This is a genomic window from uncultured Roseobacter sp. (assembly GCF_947493125.1).
Lineage (GTDB): Bacteria > Pseudomonadota > Alphaproteobacteria > Rhodobacterales > Rhodobacteraceae > Roseobacter.
Map to the genome: position 1 here is coordinate 343,508 of NZ_CANLQB010000003.1, position 16,783 is coordinate 360,290.

At 67.4% G+C, this 16,783-nt stretch carries 18 protein-coding genes; 6 read left to right on the forward strand and 12 right to left on the reverse strand.

The window, feature by feature from the left end:
- Positions 1 to 754 precede the first annotated feature (754 nt).
- Positions 755 to 1,078: a TraR/DksA C4-type zinc finger protein gene (locus tag Q1A71_RS08165; protein WP_299673873.1), complete on the forward strand. Its 324-nt coding sequence runs from the start codon at positions 755 to 757 to the stop codon at positions 1,076 to 1,078.
- Between the two features lie 8 nt (positions 1,079 to 1,086).
- Positions 1,087 to 1,266, forward strand: coding sequence for a CTP synthetase (locus Q1A71_RS08170; protein WP_299673875.1), 180 nt, complete (start codon positions 1,087 to 1,089; stop codon positions 1,264 to 1,266).
- A gap of 5 nt (positions 1,267 to 1,271) precedes the next feature.
- Here Q1A71_RS08170 and Q1A71_RS08175 read toward each other — a convergent pair whose 3' ends face one another.
- The 9 genes from Q1A71_RS08175 to Q1A71_RS08215 all read right to left on the reverse strand — a co-directional run bounded on the left by Q1A71_RS08175 (position 1,272) and on the right by Q1A71_RS08215 (position 8,164).
- A complete protein-coding gene (locus Q1A71_RS08175; RefSeq protein ID WP_299673877.1) occupies positions 1,272 to 1,388 on the reverse strand; it encodes an EcnA/B family entericidin in 117 nt (38 codons plus the stop codon).
- Between the two features lie 117 nt (positions 1,389 to 1,505).
- Positions 1,506 to 1,625 (reverse strand): entericidin A/B family lipoprotein, encoded by a 120-nt coding sequence (locus tag Q1A71_RS08180; protein ID WP_299673879.1) that lies wholly within the window; start codon positions 1,623 to 1,625, stop codon positions 1,506 to 1,508.
- Between the two features lie 60 nt (positions 1,626 to 1,685).
- Positions 1,686 to 2,165 carry a class I SAM-dependent methyltransferase gene (locus tag Q1A71_RS08185; protein WP_299673882.1) on the reverse strand — a complete coding sequence of 160 codons (480 nt, stop codon included), beginning with the start codon at positions 2,163 to 2,165 and terminating at the stop codon, positions 1,686 to 1,688.
- Positions 2,162 to 2,923 carry a polysaccharide deacetylase family protein gene (locus Q1A71_RS08190; RefSeq protein WP_299673884.1) on the reverse strand — a complete coding sequence of 254 codons (762 nt, stop codon included), beginning with the start codon at positions 2,921 to 2,923 and terminating at the stop codon, positions 2,162 to 2,164. Before Q1A71_RS08190 ends, Q1A71_RS08185 begins: the two co-directional genes overlap by 4 nt.
- Positions 2,913 to 4,061 (reverse strand): glycosyltransferase, encoded by a 1,149-nt coding sequence (locus tag Q1A71_RS08195; protein WP_299673886.1) that lies wholly within the window; start codon positions 4,059 to 4,061, stop codon positions 2,913 to 2,915. The genes Q1A71_RS08190 and Q1A71_RS08195 overlap by 11 nt, the downstream gene beginning before the upstream one ends.
- Positions 4,058 to 4,639 (reverse strand): histidine phosphatase family protein, encoded by a 582-nt coding sequence (locus Q1A71_RS08200; RefSeq protein WP_299673888.1) that lies wholly within the window; start codon positions 4,637 to 4,639, stop codon positions 4,058 to 4,060. Before Q1A71_RS08200 ends, Q1A71_RS08195 begins: the two co-directional genes overlap by 4 nt.
- Positions 4,636 to 5,709 carry a glycosyltransferase family 4 protein gene (locus Q1A71_RS08205; protein WP_299673890.1) on the reverse strand — a complete coding sequence of 358 codons (1,074 nt, stop codon included), beginning with the start codon at positions 5,707 to 5,709 and terminating at the stop codon, positions 4,636 to 4,638. The genes Q1A71_RS08200 and Q1A71_RS08205 overlap by 4 nt, the downstream gene beginning before the upstream one ends.
- Positions 5,706 to 6,953: a glycosyltransferase gene (locus Q1A71_RS08210; protein WP_299673892.1), complete on the reverse strand. Its 1,248-nt coding sequence runs from the start codon at positions 6,951 to 6,953 to the stop codon at positions 5,706 to 5,708. Before Q1A71_RS08210 ends, Q1A71_RS08205 begins: the two co-directional genes overlap by 4 nt.
- Positions 6,950 to 8,164, reverse strand: coding sequence for a hypothetical protein (locus Q1A71_RS08215; RefSeq protein WP_299674319.1), 1,215 nt, complete (start codon positions 8,162 to 8,164; stop codon positions 6,950 to 6,952). The genes Q1A71_RS08210 and Q1A71_RS08215 overlap by 4 nt, the downstream gene beginning before the upstream one ends.
- A gap of 289 nt (positions 8,165 to 8,453) precedes the next feature.
- Between Q1A71_RS08215 and Q1A71_RS08220 the strand changes: the two genes are divergently transcribed.
- Together Q1A71_RS08220 and Q1A71_RS08225 are read left to right on the forward strand one after the other, a co-directional pair.
- Positions 8,454 to 10,814, forward strand: coding sequence for a mechanosensitive ion channel family protein (locus tag Q1A71_RS08220; RefSeq protein ID WP_299673894.1), 2,361 nt, complete (start codon positions 8,454 to 8,456; stop codon positions 10,812 to 10,814).
- Positions 10,815 to 10,928: 114 nt separating this feature from the next.
- Positions 10,929 to 11,405: a plastocyanin/azurin family copper-binding protein gene (locus Q1A71_RS08225; protein ID WP_299673896.1), complete on the forward strand. Its 477-nt coding sequence runs from the start codon at positions 10,929 to 10,931 to the stop codon at positions 11,403 to 11,405.
- A gap of 144 nt (positions 11,406 to 11,549) precedes the next feature.
- Here the strand turns inward: Q1A71_RS08225 and Q1A71_RS08230 are convergent, their stop codons facing one another.
- Positions 11,550 to 12,380 carry a LysR family transcriptional regulator gene (locus Q1A71_RS08230; protein ID WP_299673898.1) on the reverse strand — a complete coding sequence of 277 codons (831 nt, stop codon included), beginning with the start codon at positions 12,378 to 12,380 and terminating at the stop codon, positions 11,550 to 11,552.
- 86 nt (positions 12,381 to 12,466) lie between these two features.
- Here Q1A71_RS08230 and Q1A71_RS08235 point away from each other — a divergent pair, with 86 nt between their 5' ends.
- Both Q1A71_RS08235 and Q1A71_RS08240 read left to right on the forward strand, forming a co-directional pair.
- Positions 12,467 to 12,670 (forward strand): hypothetical protein, encoded by a 204-nt coding sequence (locus Q1A71_RS08235; protein WP_299673901.1) that lies wholly within the window; start codon positions 12,467 to 12,469, stop codon positions 12,668 to 12,670.
- A 311-nt stretch (positions 12,671 to 12,981) separates the two neighbouring features.
- A complete protein-coding gene (locus tag Q1A71_RS08240) occupies positions 12,982 to 14,907 on the forward strand; it encodes a calcineurin-like phosphoesterase family protein (RefSeq protein ID WP_299673903.1) in 1,926 nt (641 codons plus the stop codon).
- Between the two features lie 18 nt (positions 14,908 to 14,925).
- Here the strand turns inward: Q1A71_RS08240 and Q1A71_RS08245 are convergent, their stop codons facing one another.
- Entirely contained in the window at positions 14,926 to 15,243 is a 318-nt protein-coding gene (locus tag Q1A71_RS08245) for a polymer-forming cytoskeletal protein (RefSeq protein ID WP_299673905.1), read from the reverse strand.
- Positions 15,244 to 15,364: 121 nt separating this feature from the next.
- Positions 15,365 to 16,714 carry an adenylate/guanylate cyclase domain-containing protein gene (locus Q1A71_RS08250; RefSeq protein ID WP_299673907.1) on the reverse strand — a complete coding sequence of 450 codons (1,350 nt, stop codon included), beginning with the start codon at positions 16,712 to 16,714 and terminating at the stop codon, positions 15,365 to 15,367.
- Positions 16,715 to 16,783 lie beyond the last annotated feature (69 nt).

The window sequence follows — 16,783 nt, forward strand, 5'->3', positions numbered from 1 at the left end:
CCCCGAATGCACAAAAGAGGCAAGACCCAGGCTCCGATTTGACGCCAGAAAGCCGTTTTCGGCCTGCCCAAAAAAGCGGCGCGCCGAGAAAAACACCTTCCCTCTGGAAACCTGCCAAAACAAACATAAATTCCAGCTTATCCCCAAGTTACCCACAGTTGAAACCGCAACAAATTCAATACCTTATCCACAAGAAATTTCCGCGATCCGTCATTTTTCTGTTGCGCGACTCACCTCGAAAGACGCAATCTGACCTTACCGCAGCGGAGTTCACTGAACGAAGTTGAGGACGCAAAGGCCCCTCGGGGTGGTGGCGAGACGGGATAGGCCTTCGGGTCAGGTTCGGATCGCAAACTCCACGAGGATGCAGGTCGGATCGCGGGGAGGTGAAAGCCTCGTGGCGAAAGGGCGGCGGAGGCCGGGCACGGAGAGGTTGGAGCGGCTCGCAAGGGCGGCGAAGACGGACCCGGGTCAGGTAGGGATGATGCGGGGGAGGGCCGGTCTTCGGACGGGTCGTCTCGGCGGAGGGTGGCAACGCTCTCAACGCAAGCTGGGCCTGCTGTCGCCCTCTGGGGGGATATAGAGGTTCAAGAAGGCGTCAGGATGTGCTCTCGGGCACGGGTCTGGACTTCGGTTCGATCCCCTGGCGCCTTTCGCTTGTTTCGCCCCCTTTTGTCCCCGCTCAATTGACCCACATCAAGGCACGGGCGCGCGCCCTGTGCGATCTCTTTTCGCAAGAGAAAGGAGACAGGTGATGGATGACGCGCGGGCCAAGGACATCCTGCTGAGCCGCCGGGCCGAGCTGGTGGGGCATCTGACGGAGGTGGAGCAGCAGTTGGATGCGACGCCGCCGAAGGACTGGGAGGATTTCTCCTCCGAACGGCAGGGCGACGAGGTGCTGGAAGCCTTGGGGCAGGCGGAGCTGAACGAGTTGCGCCGGATCGATGCCGCGCTGGCCCGGGTTGCGTCGGGCTCCTACGGCGTCTGTCTCACCTGTGGCGAGGATATTTCGGAGGCGCGGCTGGCCGTGCTGCCCGACACACCGCTGTGCAAGACCTGCGCAGCCACATCCGCATGAGGCCTGACATGCTACGTCTGATTGCAATTCTTTACTGTTTCGTCGCCGCCACCCTGGCCGGGACGGGGGTGATCGCCGTGCTGAGCATGGGATACACCGCGGCGCTGCCCATCGGGGTGGCCGCGGGGGTGGGCGCGCTGCTGGCGTTGCCGGTGTCCTGGGCGGTGGCGGCGCGGATCTCCGCCTGAGGGGCTCAGATCGCCTCGTCGAGCGCCTCGCCGGCGTTGGTCACATCACGGCCGAGGCCCTTGGTGGTTTCGCAGGCTGTCAGGGTGAAGATGACGGCGAGGGCAACGGCAAGTCTGATCATCGGAGTGGTCCTTTGGTTGGAAGTCTTCGCCCAAGGTATACCCATTTTCGAGGGCAGTTCACGCAAAAAAAGAGGTGGCGCGGGGCCACCTCTGAGGTCTGTCTGGACCCGGTCCGGTCAGGTTGCGGCGTCCTGGATCGCTTCGCCTGCGTCTTCCACGTCGCGCCCCACGCCTTTGGTGGTCTCGCAGGCGGCCAGGGCGGTCAGTACGGTGAGTGCAGCAACAAATCTCAGCATGGTCTTTCCTTTCGTTGATCCGAGACAGGAACGCACCTGCGGCGGAATGGTTCCGTGCGTTCAGCCGGCCCGGTAGAAGAGGTAGCGGTCGGGGGCGATGCTGTCGGGGCCGCAGAGCTGCTCGAACCCGGTGAGCGGCTGCTGGCTGACGATGAGCCCACCCGGCACCATGAGGGGTGCGATCAGCGGGGAGAGGCGCGCGCCCTCGGCCACGTCCTTTTCCTTGATGCCGAAGCCGAAGTCGTAATGTGCGAGCACGATGCGCGCGCCCGTCTCTGCGAGGCGGATCAGCATGGCGTCGGCCTCGCCTTCGAGGAAGCAGTCGGCGGGCGGGATGCAGGAGGGGTGCGGTTGCAGCACCCGGTCGATCACCCAGATGCGCCGGTCGGGCAGCTGCTGGCGCAGGTGGTCGTAGGTGCGCCCGTTGCCCAAGCCCATCTCGAGCACGTCGCCCGGCAGCGGGGCGATCGTCTCGGCGGCCCAGTTGATCCCGTCGATCTGGGCGGTGAGCCTGCGGCGCATGGATTCAAGGCGGCTCATGCAGTGTCCTTCAGCAGTTGGGTCAGGGGGGTTGCGGTGGCGCCGCCGTCCAGAAGTTCGGTCAGGAGCGCGCGCGAAAAGGACCAGATATCAGCATCATGCACAAGGTGGTGGGTGAGATATCCGAGCGGTTCCGTGGGGTCTTCGGTGCCTGCGCGCCGGGCCTGCAGGTGGGCCACGGTCTGCGCGACGATCACAGCCGGGTCATGCAGGCCCCGGGTGCCGCGCCAGTCGATGGGGTCGATATGGGTGTTGACGATCAACAGCCCCGGCCGGGCAAAGGGCTGCGGGCGGGGCGTGAAGGTCGACACCGCGCGGTAGCCTGCGGTGGCGAGGTGCGGCAGCACGTCGGCATGCAGGCGGTTCCAAGGTGCCACGAAGACGGGCAGGAGGCGCGGGCCGAAGAGCGCCTGCAGCTTGGTGAGACCGCGGCTCAGCAGGGTGGCGCTGTCGGGGTGCGCCGCGCCGAATTCGGCCTTTTTCGCGCCGGGTGCTGCGCGGTTCTCATGTGCCCAGCCGTGCACCGTGGGCAGGAGCATGGGGCTTTCCGCCACGGCCTCCGCAAGCGAGGGTTCGGCGAAGGCGGGGATCACGGCGAGGTGCACGGGCAGCTCAAGCGCGGTCGCCAGCGCGGTCAGGTCCTCGAGCGCGGCAGTGGCGCGCACCGCGTCATCGTCGCGCCACCACAGCGGCGGGTGGCGGCCCTCGGCGCGCCAGAGGGCGAGTTCGCGGCGCAGGGGAGACCAGTCAACCCGCATGGCGCTGCTCCAGCAGGCGCGTGACACATCGCACGGTCTCGGCGGCGCCATCGAGCCCGTCGGTGCGCGCCGGGCGGCGCGGCGCGGAGATCGCCTGCCGGACGTGTTCCAGCAGGGCGGGGCCGGAGAGGGCCGCGCTGGGCAGGAGTGCTACGCCGGGCAGCTGCGTGAGCGCCTCGGCACGCAGGCGCTGCTCCACTTCGCCCCCGGCGTCAAAGGGCACCAGCACCGCGGGCGTGCCGGTCTGCAGAAGGTCGAGCGCGGTGTTGTAGCCCGCCATGGACACGGAGGCGGCGGCGTGGTGCAGCATCTGCCGGAACTCCGGGCGCGCGGCTTCCACGGTGGCATTGGGCGGGGCGGTCTGGCGGAGCGCCGCGATCTGCGCCGCGCTGTCGCCGCCGCCGATTAGCAGGCGCCAGGGTCGGGTCGGGTCGGCGGTGGCGGCCTGCAGGGCGGCGGCGAAGATCTCCGCTCCGACGTTGCCGCCCCCGGCGCTCACCAGCACCTCACCGGCCCCCAGCCCGTCGGGATGGGGCCGGGCCGGTGGTGCCGCGACGAAGCCGGTGTAGCAGAGCCTGGCAGCGAGGTCGGGAGACACCGGCCAGCTGGCGTCCAGCGGGGTGACATCGCGGTCGGAATGCACCAGCACCGCATCGTAGTGCTGGCGGATGATGTCGGCGGTCGCCTCGGCCTTGGCGGGCTTGGAGGGCGGCGCGAGGATGTCGCGGATCGAGGCGCAGATGAGGGGCGCGCGCGGCCGATGTTGTGCGGTCTCAAGGGCTGCGAGGAATTCGGCGCGGAGCACGCGGCGGCCAAACGGGAAGAGCTCGGTGATCAGCACATCGGGGGCGAGATCCGCGAGGCTGCCGCAGAGCCGTTCTTGCCGGTTCTGCAGATAGGCGGCGCTGGCCACCGCGCCGGTGCCGTCGAGCAGCCGGGTGAAATTCACACCGTCGGACTGTAGCGGTGGCAGCTGCCGCATCTCGATCTCGCGGGTGTCGAGGTGCGGCACGGGGCGCCCGCCCGAGAGGACAACGGCGCGGTGTCCGCTTGCGGCAAAGGCGCGGGCCAGAGTCAGTGCGCGGGCCAGATGCCCGGTGCCGAGCAGATGCGTAACGAGAATCGCAACGGTGCTCATGCGCGCGCCTCCAGCCGCAGGGGCGGATCGTCGAGCTGCCAGCCCGTGGCGGTGCGGCTGAGGATATAGAGCCGGTTGCGCTTGATCCGGAACGGTGCGGGGCCGGTGAAATTCCAGCCGGTGGTCCCGGCCAGCAGCACGCGCATGATGCCGATGTGGCAGACGGCGAGCGTGTCGGTTCTCAGCGCCTCGGCCCAGGGGGTGAGCCGGGCGCGCACTTCGGCGGGGCTTTCGCCGCCGGGCGGGCGGAAGTCCCAGCCCCAGTCCTCGATATCGCGAAAGCCGCTGGTGGGATCGGCGCGCAGCACGGCGCCCTGCAACCCTTCCCAGGCGCCCCAGTCCATTTCGATGAGGGCGGCGTGCGTCTCCGGTGCCCGGTCGGCGATGCATTCGGCTGTGCGCCGGGCGCGGGCCAGCGGGCTTGCGCAGAGGGCGGCGCGGTCCCAGGGCGTGGGCAGGCGCAGGGTGGCGAGCTGCGCCTCGGCGTCGGCCTCGAGCGGCACATCGGTACGGCCCTGGATGCGGCCCGCCCGGTTCCAGGCGGTGTGGCCGTGGCGCAGGAGCGCCAGGCGCATCATGCGATCAGCTCCGCGATGGTGCCGCAGAGCGTGGCGCTTGCCGCGGGCAGCAGGTGCCGGGCGGCCACATGGGCGCGGGCCGCATCGCCCCGGGCCAGCCGCTCGGCGGGGTTGGTCAGGAGGTGGTGCAGGGCTGCGGCGAGGGCCGCGGGCCCGTCGCCGGGCGCCGGGTGCGGGCCGGGGGGCAGCACGTCGCGCACGCCGAGCCGGTCCTGTGCGACAACCGGCAGACCCGCGGCCTGGGCCTCCAGATAGGTCATGCCGAAGGCCTCGTTCACGCCCGGCCAGAACAGCAGGCTTGCATCGCGGTAGGCGCGCTGCATCTCGGCGGCGTCCAGCGAGCCGCGCAGGACCACACGATCCCCGAAGCCGTGCATGATGGAGGCCACCGCGTCGAGCGCCGGACCGTCTCCGGCGATCACCAGCCGCCAGTCGGGCACCGTGAGCAGTTTCAGCGTATCGGCGATGAGTTCGTAGGAGGCGAATTTGTCGCCGTGGCGCAGCATGCCGACGCTGAGCATCGGGCCGGTGCGGGGTCCGGCCTGCGGCAGCTCCTCCTGGGCCAGAAAGGGGCGCAGGTGCAGGATGCGCTGGCCGGGTGGCGCATAGGCGTGCAGCGCTTCGGCGTCGCGCTCCGTGAGGTGAAAGATGACGGCGGCGGCGTCGCTTGCGGCTTCGGCGGTGGCGGCGAAGGCGGCCCAGGGGCCGGTGAGGCGCTTGCGGGCGCGGGTCGCCTCGATCTGCACGTAAGGGATGCCGAGGGCTGCGGCCACGGGCGGGCCCAGCAGGTCGGGCACCTTGTAGTAGCTGTGATAGGTCAGCCAGAGCCGCCAGCCGGCGCAGCGGCCCCGTGCGATCAGCTGCGCGGCCTCCGTCTCGGCGGCGGCGATGAGGCGGTTTTGCGTGGTGGTGTCGCCGGCCTTGTCGCGTGTTTGCAGGGTGGAGACCAGATCCCACCCCAGCCCGCCGTGATCCAGCGCCTTGAGGATCGCGCGGGCCATGGTGCGGTCTCCCGACGGGACCGGATGGGTCGGCGCCTTCATCGGGGCGTAGAAGGCCACCGGGGTCACGCGGCGGCCTCCATCATGCGGCGCAGCCGGTCGGCGAGATGGGCGATGCCCGGCGCCATCTGAAACTCGGCCAGCAGCCGGGCATGCGCGGCCTCGGCCATGCGGGCGGCGGCCTCGGGGGTCTGGGCAATGTCGGTGAGGGCGCGGGCGAGGGCGTCGGGGGCGTCGGCGGTGAGCGTGCCATGGGTGCCGGTCTCGATGAATTCGGGGATGGCGGAGACCGGGGTGGAGAGGATCGGCAGCCTCTGGCTCGCGGCTTCCATCAGCACGTTGGGCAGCCCGTCGCGATCGCCGTCGGCGGCCACACGGCTGGGCAGGACGAAGAGATCGGCGGCGCGCATGGCGGCGATGACCTCGGGCTGGTCGCAGGCGCCGCGCCAGGTGATGCGCTCTGCCACGCCGGTGGCCTGCGCGCGCGCCTGCAGGTCGTGCTTGAGGGTGCCGCCGCCGATATGGGTCCAGTGCCAATTGAGATCGCCCGGCAGCAGGGCAAAGGCGTCGATGAGGCGGTCGAACCCCTTTTTCTCCACCAGCCGCCCGACGGACATCAGCCGCAGCGGATCGCCGAGCTGTCGGGCAGGGCGGTCGGGTGGGGCGGGGAAGCGCGCCAGATCGAGGCCGTGGTAGACCAGATCGACCCGGGAGGGCGTATCGGCCAGCGCCTGCAGATGTGCGGCGCCGACACCGGTGCAGGTGGCGCCGAAGGCGGCCCCGAAGCTTTCGGGTGCGAGCTTTTCGCGCAGCTCCCACTCGGGCGAGGTCCAGATGTCCTTGGCATGGGCGGAAAAGGCCCAGGGCAGCCCGCGCAGGATCGCCGCGTAGCGGGCCACGGAGGAGGGGGTGTGCAGGAAATGGGCGTAGAGCCCGGGCGTGTCGGCGGGCAGCTCCCGGGCCAGTACGCAGGCCTGGCCGAAGCGGCGCAGGCGGTTGGGCGTGCGGTCGCGCGCATAGTCGCGGCGGAAGAGGCGCCAGGCGGTCGCGAACCCTGGCCGCCGCCGGGCGGCGCGCAGCCCGCGCAGCACACGCTGCGGTTCGTCCTTGAGGTATTCGGGCAGGTAGCGCACCGGGGCCTGCAGCCGGTCGTGCAGAGGGTGGGTCTTGGTGTCGGTCGGATGCCGCAGGGACCAGATCTCAAGCGGCAGCCCGGCCTCCTCCAGCGCCACCAGTTCCTGCGCGATGAAGGTCTCGGACAGACGCGGCCAGCCCTTGACCACCACCGCCAGCCGCCGGGGCCGCGGTGTCATTTCTCGGCCAGCAGCGCGGCGGTGCGGGCGACGACCACGTCGAGCCCGTCGAGCAGCCCGTCCGCACCCGCCTGCGACGGTTTGCGCTGCGCGGGCAGGGCGCGGATGAACTCCACCATCGTCTGGGCGGTCATGCCGTCGCGCTCCTCGTCGAGCATGCGGACGAGCCCCAGCTCTTCGGCGCGGGCGGCGCGGATCCACTGCTCCAGCCGCGGCACGGTGCGCGGCACGATCACCGCCCGCTGGTCGAAGGAGAGCACCTCGCAGAAGGTGTTGTAGCCGCCCATGCACACAACCCCCTGGGCCCCGGCAAAGAGCGATTCGATCCGGCTCTCAAAGCCCAGCGCGGTGACGCGGCCGTTCAGCTTGGCAACCCGCGCCTCGAAGGCTTCGCGCACCTCGCCCGAGAGGAACGGCCCGTAGACCAGCATCGCGTTGGGCGCGAGCGTCGGATCGGATTCGTAGGCGCGAATCACCAGATCGACCATGGCGCGCCCGTCGCCGCCGCCGCCCGGGGTGATCAGCACGTAGGGCGTGTCGGGCGTTTCGGCCACATCGGTGACTTCGCGGCGCAGATAGCCTGTCCAGTGGATGCGGGCGCGGGTCGCCTCGGACAGCGGCAGGCCCTGGGTCGGGTCGTAGATCGAGCGGGGGCCGTAGACCCAGATCTGGTCGTAGAAGCGCTCCGTGGCCTCCGTCGCCCCTTTGCGGACCCATTCGGTGGCCAGCGCGCCGGGCGCGTCCAGCACGTCACGCAGCCCCAGCACACAGCGCGTGGTGCCACGGCTGGCGATCCATTCCAGCGTCGGCAGCAGCTCGCCGCGAAAGCCCGTGGGCTCCTTGTCGACGATCAGCAGGTCGGGCTCGTATTGTTCCACCGCGGTCTGGATCAGACCGGAGCGCAGGTTGGTGGTATCGTCGATATCCAGGCCCAGCGTCTGGCTGACATAGGTGCCGTCAGGCAGCTTCGTGACGCCGGGCAGGCGCATGTGGTCGACCTTTTCGGGAAAGGTGAAGCGGCCCGCGACGGGCGAGCCGGTGAGGATGATCGCGGAGGCGTTCGGGTCATGCGCGGTCAGCGCCGAGGCAATCGCACGCGAGCGCCGCAGGTGCCCCAGCCCGAAGGTGTCGTGGCTGTAGAGCATGATCCGATGCTCGCGCGCGGGCGCGGCTCTGCTGTCGCTGTTGGCCGAGGGCGCGGCTGCGTTCATCTGCTTTTGCACATTCATGAGGCGTCGTGACGTCCTGTCGCGACGGAGGTCTGGTGGTCGAGATGGTCAGGAAAACCGGCCACGGCCCCTTGGAGTGATATCAGCCGCATTGGCCAGTCCTTGCGTCTTGGTGCGGGGCGCCAGAGCCGCCCCGGTTCCAGTCTTTGGCATAAAAGCGCGCCGGGTGCAAAACACGACTGCTCTCCCAGGTTTGCGGTGATGTGTGATTGCAATGCGGCGCACCCTCCCCTACCGTCCTTTGGAATTACGACCTTTTCGGACGGTATTTATGCGTCTTGCCCGATTTGCCGCGCTGCTGTGCTGCCTGGTTCTGACAACAGCGCTCCTTATCGCGCCCCTGCAGGCCCAGAGCGTGGGCTCTCTCTTCGGCACCGGAACGTCCGAGAGCAGCGAGAGTTCCGACCAGATTTCCGAAATCATGAGGCAGGCCGCCGAGAACGGGGTCGGTGTCGTGGTGATCGACAGCGACGGGCAGATGATCAGCACGGTGCCGAGTGCGGTGGTGGAGGACGGGGCCGCCGCCGGCACCGAGGGGTCGAACCTGATGAAGGCGCAGGACGCGGCGGTGCAATTCCGCGCGGCGCTGATCGAGCGGGTGCTGGATCTGCCGAATGCCTTCAACGAGGTGCTCTATATCCTGAGGGCAACCAGCCCGACGGGGCAGATCTCGACCTTTGGCGAGGTGCTGGTCTTTTCGCTGGCGCTGTTTTTCGTGGGCTGGCTGGTCGAACGCTTCGTCTATGGGCGGCGCATTGCGGTGCATTGGGTGGTGGCGCGCACGCAGGAAAACCCGCAGGGCTATGCCGAAAAGATGCCCTGGCTGGTGTTCCGCTTCTTCCTGGGCGTCGTCGGCATCCTGATTTCCATGGCGGTCGCCTACCTGCTGGGGGCGCTGATCTTCGGGCCGATCAAGGACCCGGCGGTGCAATTCACCGCCAGCATCGTGAATGCAGGCTACTTCTTTTGCCGCTTTGCCGCGGGTCTGTGGCGCATGATCCTGTCGCCGTATATGGCGCAGTACCGCATCCCGCGGATGGAAACCCGCGATGCCAGGCGGCTGCATCTCTGGCTGGTGACGGTGGCCATTGTCGACATCTGCGCCATCCTCTTTGGCGTCTGGATCGGTGAGCTGGGGCTGAATTACGACGTCTATGCCTTCCTGTCGTCGATCATGTCGGGCTTTGTCGTCCTGCTGAACATCATCATGGTGCTGGTCAATCGCACGGCCATTTCCAACGCGATCCGCAATGGCCGCGCGCCGCAGCAGACCAGCTGGATCATCAAGATGCTTGCAAACGGCTGGGCGCCGCTGGTCATCGTCTATGTGCTCTTCGCCTGGGTCGAGCTGACCTATGACCTGGTGCTGGGCAACCCCTCCTCGATCCCGCTGATTGCCGGCGCTTATGGCATCCTGATGACGATCATCGTGGTCTATGGCGTGATCAACTACATGATCGAGCGCAGTTTCCAGCGCGCCCGGGCCCTGCGTGCGCTGAACGAGGCGCGCGCTGACGAGGATCTGACGCCGGAGGAAGAGGCCGAGATCGACGCGGAGGTGCGCCAGCTGCAGCCGCGCCATGCGCTGAACTCCTTCGAGGCGCTGGCCCGGCGGGTGGCGGGCATTCTGGCCTTTGTCGCGGGCGTCTATGCGTTCTTCTACATCTGGGACAACGAATCCGCCGAGATGGCCGAGACCTTCGCCAACCGTCTGCTCGACATCATGGTGATCATTTTCTTCGGCTACATCGTCTATCACATCTTCCGGATCTGGATCGACAACAAGATCCGCGAGGAGCAGGGCGAGGTCGAGGAGGGCGAGCTGGGCGACGAGGGCGGCGGGTCGAGCGCCAGCCGTCTGGCGACGTTGCTGCCGCTCTTCCGGAATTTCATCCTGGTGATCCTGGTGGTGACCATCGCGCTCATCGTGCTGATGGAGATGGGGGTGAACGTGGGCCCGCTCTTTGCCGGGGCCGGTGTCGTCGGCGTGGCGGTGGGCTTTGGCAGCCAGGCACTGGTGCGGGACATCTTCTCGGGCGGGTTCTTCCTGTTCGATGACGCCTTCCGCAAGGGGGAGTACCTCGACGTGGGCGGGGTGAAGGGCACGGTGGAGAAGATCTCCGTGCGGTCCTTCCAGCTGCGTCACCACCTCGGTGCGCTGCACACGATTCCCTTTGGCGAGATCCAGGTGATGACCAACTATTCGCGCGACTGGGTGATCATGAAGCTGCCCTTGCGGGTGACCTATGACACGGACGTGGAGCAGGTGCGCAAGCTGATCAAGAAGCTGGGGATCGAGCTCTTGGATGATCCGGTGATCGGCGACAACTTCATCCAGCCGCTGAAATCACAGGGTGTGATCGAGATGCAGGATTCTGCGATGATCATCCGGGTGAAGTTCATGACCAAGCCGGGCGATCAGTGGCTGGTGCGCAAGAAGGTCTATGAGGAGATCCGCGCGCTCTTCGAGCGGGAGGGCATCAAGTTCGCCCACAAGGAAGTCACCGTGCGATTGGCCGATGGCAAGGTGGATGATCTCTCCGAGGAGGACAAGAAGGCGGTCACGGCGGCCGCACAGGCGCAGATCGAGGAAGACCTGCTGGACGGGGAAGAGGCAGGCGACGACCGTTAGCGCTCACGCCGCGGCAGGGTGTGTAAGACTGTCGCGATTTGCGAAAGAGGCCGAACCGATGCCGTCTGCGGTGCGTATGTCCGATGAAGCGAAACGCACACACAGGAGGAAAACATGCGTAATATTCTGCTGTCCACCGCGTTGGTTCTTGGGTCGTCCGTGGCGGCCTTCGCCGACACAATCGAGATCGAGATGCTGAACAAGAACGACGCCGGCGACCGCATGGTCTTTGGCGAAGAGCTGATCCGCGCCGAGGTCGGCGATGTGATCCGCTTTGTGCCGACCGACAAGTCGCACAACGCGCAATCGGTCAAAAGGGCTCTGCCCGAGGGTCAGGAAGGTTTTCGCGGCAAGGTCAACCAGGTCGTCGAATACGAGGTGACCGAAACCGGGCTGACCGCCGTGATCTGTCTGCCGCACCAATCTATGGGCATGGTCGCCCTCGTGATGGTCGGGGATGACGTGAGCAACGCGCAGGACATTCTGGATGCGCGGATTCCCGGCAAGGGGGGCGACAAGATCGAAGACCTTGTGGAGCAGGCACGCGCGAGCGTCGAGATCGAAGAGCAGACTGGCGATCAGACCAGCTAAGCACAGTTGAAAAACCTTTTGAGGGGCGGCTTCGGTCGCCCCCTTTTTTTGCGCCGTGGTTCCGCGGCAGACGCGCCCGGCGCGCAGTCTCTGGCCGGATCTGCCGGATGGTAGGGCCCCCGCGCCGGTCCCGAGGGACCCGAGCTAGGGGCGCCGTTTGAGATATCCGCCGATGGCATCGAGGGCGGCGCGGATGGGAGGCTGGTTACGCCCTTCGTGATGCGAGACCAGCCACTGTTCGCTGCGCAGCGCCTCGATGGGGTCGGACAGCCGTGCCAGCCCGGGCATCCGGTCGCCCACGAAAACCGGGAGGACCACGCGGCCCACTCCTGCACGGGCGAGGGCGCAGGCCAGATGCGAGCTGTTCACCTTGGTGACGATCTCGTCGCCGTGGTGCTTCTGGATCCAGCGCGTGGAGGGCGTGATCACCGCGTCCCAGGACGGGCCGATCCAGCCCTGCACGCCCTCATCTGCCGAATAGACCGCATAGTCCACCCATCCGATCTGTTGCCGGGCGACCCAGGGTTGTTCGGGGCGGCGGTTGCGGATGCCGATGTCGACCTCGCGCCGGGCGATGTCGAGATCGAGATCGCAATACATGAACTCGGGCACCCAGGGCGCGTCCGGGCGCCAGTAGTCCGACAGCCGCTCGGCCAGATCGAAGGCGGTCCAGGTGCCCGCGGAGATGCGCACGCAGACGGGCCCTGCGGCCTGGCCCTGCCAGATGTCGATCTGGCGCGCGATATCCTCCATGCTGCGGGTCTGCTGGGCCAGCGCCCGGCCATCGGCGGTGAGGCTGTACCCTTCCGATCCATGCAGAAAGAGCCGCCGCCCCAGCGCGGCCTCGAAGGCTTTCATCCGGCGGCTGAGGGTCGCCGCACTGACGCCCAGCTCTTCGGCCGCGCGCATCAGCCCGCCGGTGCGGGCGATGGCGGAGAAATAGGCCAGATCGTTCCAGTCGGGACCGGTTTTCATTTCTGAAAGTTCACCTCCGGTTTCGGGGACTCATGGGATGTCAGGCGGCGGGTTATCTCAGGAGCACCCCAGAAAGGAGACCTCTCATGATGCCCCTGATCCGCCCTCTGCCTAACGCATCCTCAGAGCCCACGGAATATCAAAAGGAGCGCGCGGGCTTTGCAAAACTGAAAGCGGAGTTGCGTCAGCGCAAGGCCCGTGCGCGCTTGCTGGCGCTGCGGTCTGTGCTGCGCGGGCTGGGCCGCCTGCTTCCAGGCAAACCGCAGGCCCGGCCCCGCTCCGCACGGTGAGCCGGGCGGGTGGGGCAGCCTCACGGCGGCCACGACGGCCCGCGCCGCCACCGCCATGACAGGCCGGTGCCGCAGGGGCCGATGGCGACCGGTCGTAGATCTGACCGCACCAGACGGACCATCTGCCGATGTCACCCGTCATCGAAAGCGCCGCCGGGCGCGGTGGCGTCGGCGCGGATCTGCCAGCCGGACCTGCGGCGGGCGACTGTCATACGCAAGTCATCAAAGCTTTGGCACATTGTCCCAGCAGGGGCCTCGTTACGTCACGAACCTGGGTGACAGGGGACCTTTCACAGGCCAAGGAGATCCCGATGCTGCGCTTTCTGACCGCGACCACTGTCCTCGCCCTGACCGGGGGGGGCCTGGCCAAGGATGCATCCTATATCGGGGGCGTTGAGGTTGTCGCGGGCGCCGCGCCCGAGCAGGCGCAGGGCACGGTCTTTCTCGATGCCAATCGCAATTCGGTGCTGGACCCGGGCGAAGCCGAGGTCGCGGGTGTGATCGTCTCGAACGGGCGCGAGGTGGTGGTGACGGGGGCGGACGGCACCTATCGCCTGCCCGCCTATGGCGACATGAACCTCTTCATCACCCAGCCTGCGGGCTATGTCACGCCGGTGAGCCCGCAGATGGTGCCGCAGTTCGCCTATGTGCATAAGGAGGCGGGCTCACCGGATCTGCGCTTTGGCGGGCTGGAGCCCACGGGGCCGCTGCCCGCGGCGGTGAATTTCCCGCTGATCGAAGAGGCGCAGGACGATGTGTTCGACTGCCTCGTCTTCGGTGACACGCAGCCCTACAGCAACCGCGAAATCGGATATGTGCGCGACACTGTCGGGCGCATGCTGGCGGAGCGGGACCTGAGCGAGACCGCCTGCCTGATTTTCGCCGGAGATGTCATGGGCGACGATCTGTCGCTCTATGACCGCTTCAAGGAGATCGTGGCGGTGGGCCGGACGCCGCAGTATTTTGTGGGCGGCAACCATGATGTGGATTTCGACGCCGCCTCCGATGCCGACAGCTTCGACACCTTCCGCCGCGAGTGGGGGCCGGAGTATTGGGCGGCGGAGATCGGTCAGGTGATGTTCATCGGGCTCGACAACGTGCGCTATCCCTGCAACGGCGTCGATCCGCACCCGTTCTGCTCCAGCGACACGGCGCTCACCTACAACGGTGTGGTCAGCGAGCGGCAGCTGGAGTGGCTGGGCAACTTCTTGCCCCTTGTGCCGCAGGAGCGCCTGATCGTGATGACGGCGCATATCCCGTTTCAGACCTTCACGGACCACAATGCGGCCAAGCATCAGACCGACAATCTCGATGCTCTGGCGGCCCTGCTCGAAGGGCGGAAGGTGCTGGCGCTTGCAGGGCATACGCACACCACCGAGAACATCGAGCCCGGCGAGCGTTTTGACGGCTGGGAGCAGCACACCAATCTGGCGGGCGCACCGTTCCACCAGATCGTGACGGGGGCGGTCTCGGGGTCCTGGTGGGCGGGCGATCTCAACGACCAGGGCGTGCCGCGCAGCACCCAGCGGCTGGGCAGCCCGCGCGGGTATTACCAGCTGTCCTTCGACGGGGCCGAGTATGTGGAGACCTATCATGTCTTCGGTCAGGAGGGCGCCCAGCTGCATGCCAGTTTCAACACGCCGCGGTTTCGCCACTGGGCGGGCCGGCTGCTCGCCTATCGCGATCTCTATCCGCGCTCCTTCGATCAGGTGCCGCCGGTGATCAATCGCGATCTGGGTGATCTCTACATGCTCACCCAGGAGGATCTGGCCGAGGGCAGCTGGGTGGCGGTGAACGTCTGGAACGGCTCGAGAAGCGCGACAGTGTCGGTCTCAATCAACGAGGGCCCGGCGCTGGATGGCACGCGCACCCAGCCCGGCGCGGGTGAAGGCAAGCTCCGGGGGCTCGCCTATGCCGACCCGCTGGCGATCTGGCAGCAGTCGACCATCAGCTCGGTCGCGGCCCGCTCGGTGGATGGCGGGTCGGACACTGAGGGCTACACCACCTGGCAGGGCTCCGAATGGTCTGGCGCGGTGGGTCCCTACCACCGCTGGATGCTGACCGACGCGAGCCAGCATCTGTGGCGGGTCGATCTGCCCTCCGATCTGCCGTTGGGTGTGCACCGCATGACGGTGTCCACCACGGACCGCCATGGCCGCAGCTTTACACGGAGCTACCCCTTCGAGGTGGTCGAGACGCTGCCCAACCCCGACTGGCGGGCTGAGCTCTGGGACTGACGCCCACAGGCCGGTGGCTTACGGCCCGCCGGTGATGTTGATCTTGCCGACGACCTTGGCGCCGCTCTCGGTCGTCATGGTCTGTGCCGTGACGTCTGCCTGCACATGCGAGGAGGCGGCGAAGGTCAGGTCATCGCATTTCAGGCTGCCCTTGTGACGGCCTTCGATGGCGATGGTCTTGGCCGAGAGCGCCCCGTCGATGGAGCCGGTGGACTGAACGGTCAGCGCATCCGCGGTCACGTCGCCGACCACATTGCCCTTCACCTCGATGCTGCCTTTTTTGGAGACGACATTGCCCTGGATGGTCATGTCCTCTTCGATGATGGAATCCGCCACGTGAAAACCCTTCTGATGCGAATGTTGACCGACCCTAGAGCCTGTGTCGCGGTTTGAACACCGTCGCGAGGTCCGAGCGGCTTGGGTGAGCAAATGACCGCCTTCGGGCCGCGCGCTGCCTTCAGGCGACGGGAGCGTCCGGTTTGAAGACCGGGAGCGCCTCGGCAAAGCCGCTCAGCGGGTGATCGCCCACGTGGGAGGTCGCCCAGGTGTTGCCGAGGGCCGCCCGGGTCGCCTCGTCGAGCAGCACCGGCTCGCCCAGACGCTTGCTCAGCGCCTCGAGCCGTGCGGCGAGGTTCACGGAGCTGCCGTAGACGGTAAAGGTCTGCCGGTCATCCGAGCCGACGGTGCCGGAGGCGAGATCACCGGTGGCGATGCCGATCCGAATGGAGAAGTCATGCGCGCGGGCCACCTCCAGCAGCCTGCTCGCGGTGCGCAGGGCGGCATCGGCCGGGTCGGGGATCGTCAGCGGCGCGTTGAAGGTGACGAGGAAGCCGTCGCCCAGATAGGTGATGACCACGCCGCGCTCCTCCGAGACCGCGCGGGTGGCATCGGCAAAGAACCGGTCGAGCAGGGCGATCACGGTCTTGGGCGCGTGCTGCGCCGAGAAGGGGGTGAAGCCCGCGATGTCCATCACCAGCGCGGTGCCGACCGTCTGCTGCGGCTCCATGGGGCTGTCATCGGCGATCAGGCGCCGGGCGATCTCGGCTGGCACATAGGTGCCGAAGAGCCGGCTGATGCGTCGGCGTATGGAGCGCTCGCGGCGCCATTGCACATCGGAGGCGACCTGCGCGAAGAAGACCGCGCGGGCGCGATAGACGGCGACGGCAAGGCTGAGCGCGGCGAAGAAGATCATCGCGGTTTCCTCGATGCGGTTGCCGCGGCCGATGAAGTCCATCGACAGGAACACCTCGTCGTAATCCGCGCGGGTCGCGTTCACCGGGATGTCCCCCCAGGACAGCACGCTGTCCATGCCAAGCGCGACCCAGAGAAAGGCCGCCCACCAGGCGATCACGCAGACCGCGCCGGTCCAGATCACCAGCCGCCAGGACAGGCTCAGGCACGAAATGGCGATGATCGGAAAGAGGTAGTAGATGCCATAGGCCCGGAAGGCGATGATCTGCGGCACGTCGTCCGCGCGGCTGATCGGGACCAGCGCGAAAGTGGCGCAAATGGCGGCACTGTCCATCGCGTAGACGGCGTATTTCATCCACCAGCGGTCGTAGCGGGTGCCAATGAGCGCCAGATGCGCGATGCCGATGGCGGTGAAGATCAGCAGGACCACGACCGCGGCGACCCGTGGCTCGAACCCGCTGAAGATCAGCGGCGCGCCCACATACCAGGCGAAGGCGGCCCCGGTCACCACGGTCCGGCAGGCGATGGCCAGCCGCAGCCCCTGTTCTTCGGCGCGCTTCAGACGTGCAGCCGATTCCGCGGCAAACTCCCGTGTCTCGGCGTCGTTCATCGGCATAGGGGTGCGCGCGGGGTGCTCCGTCCTGGCATCATCCGACCCTCCTGGCCCCAGAATGTGTGGCAAATG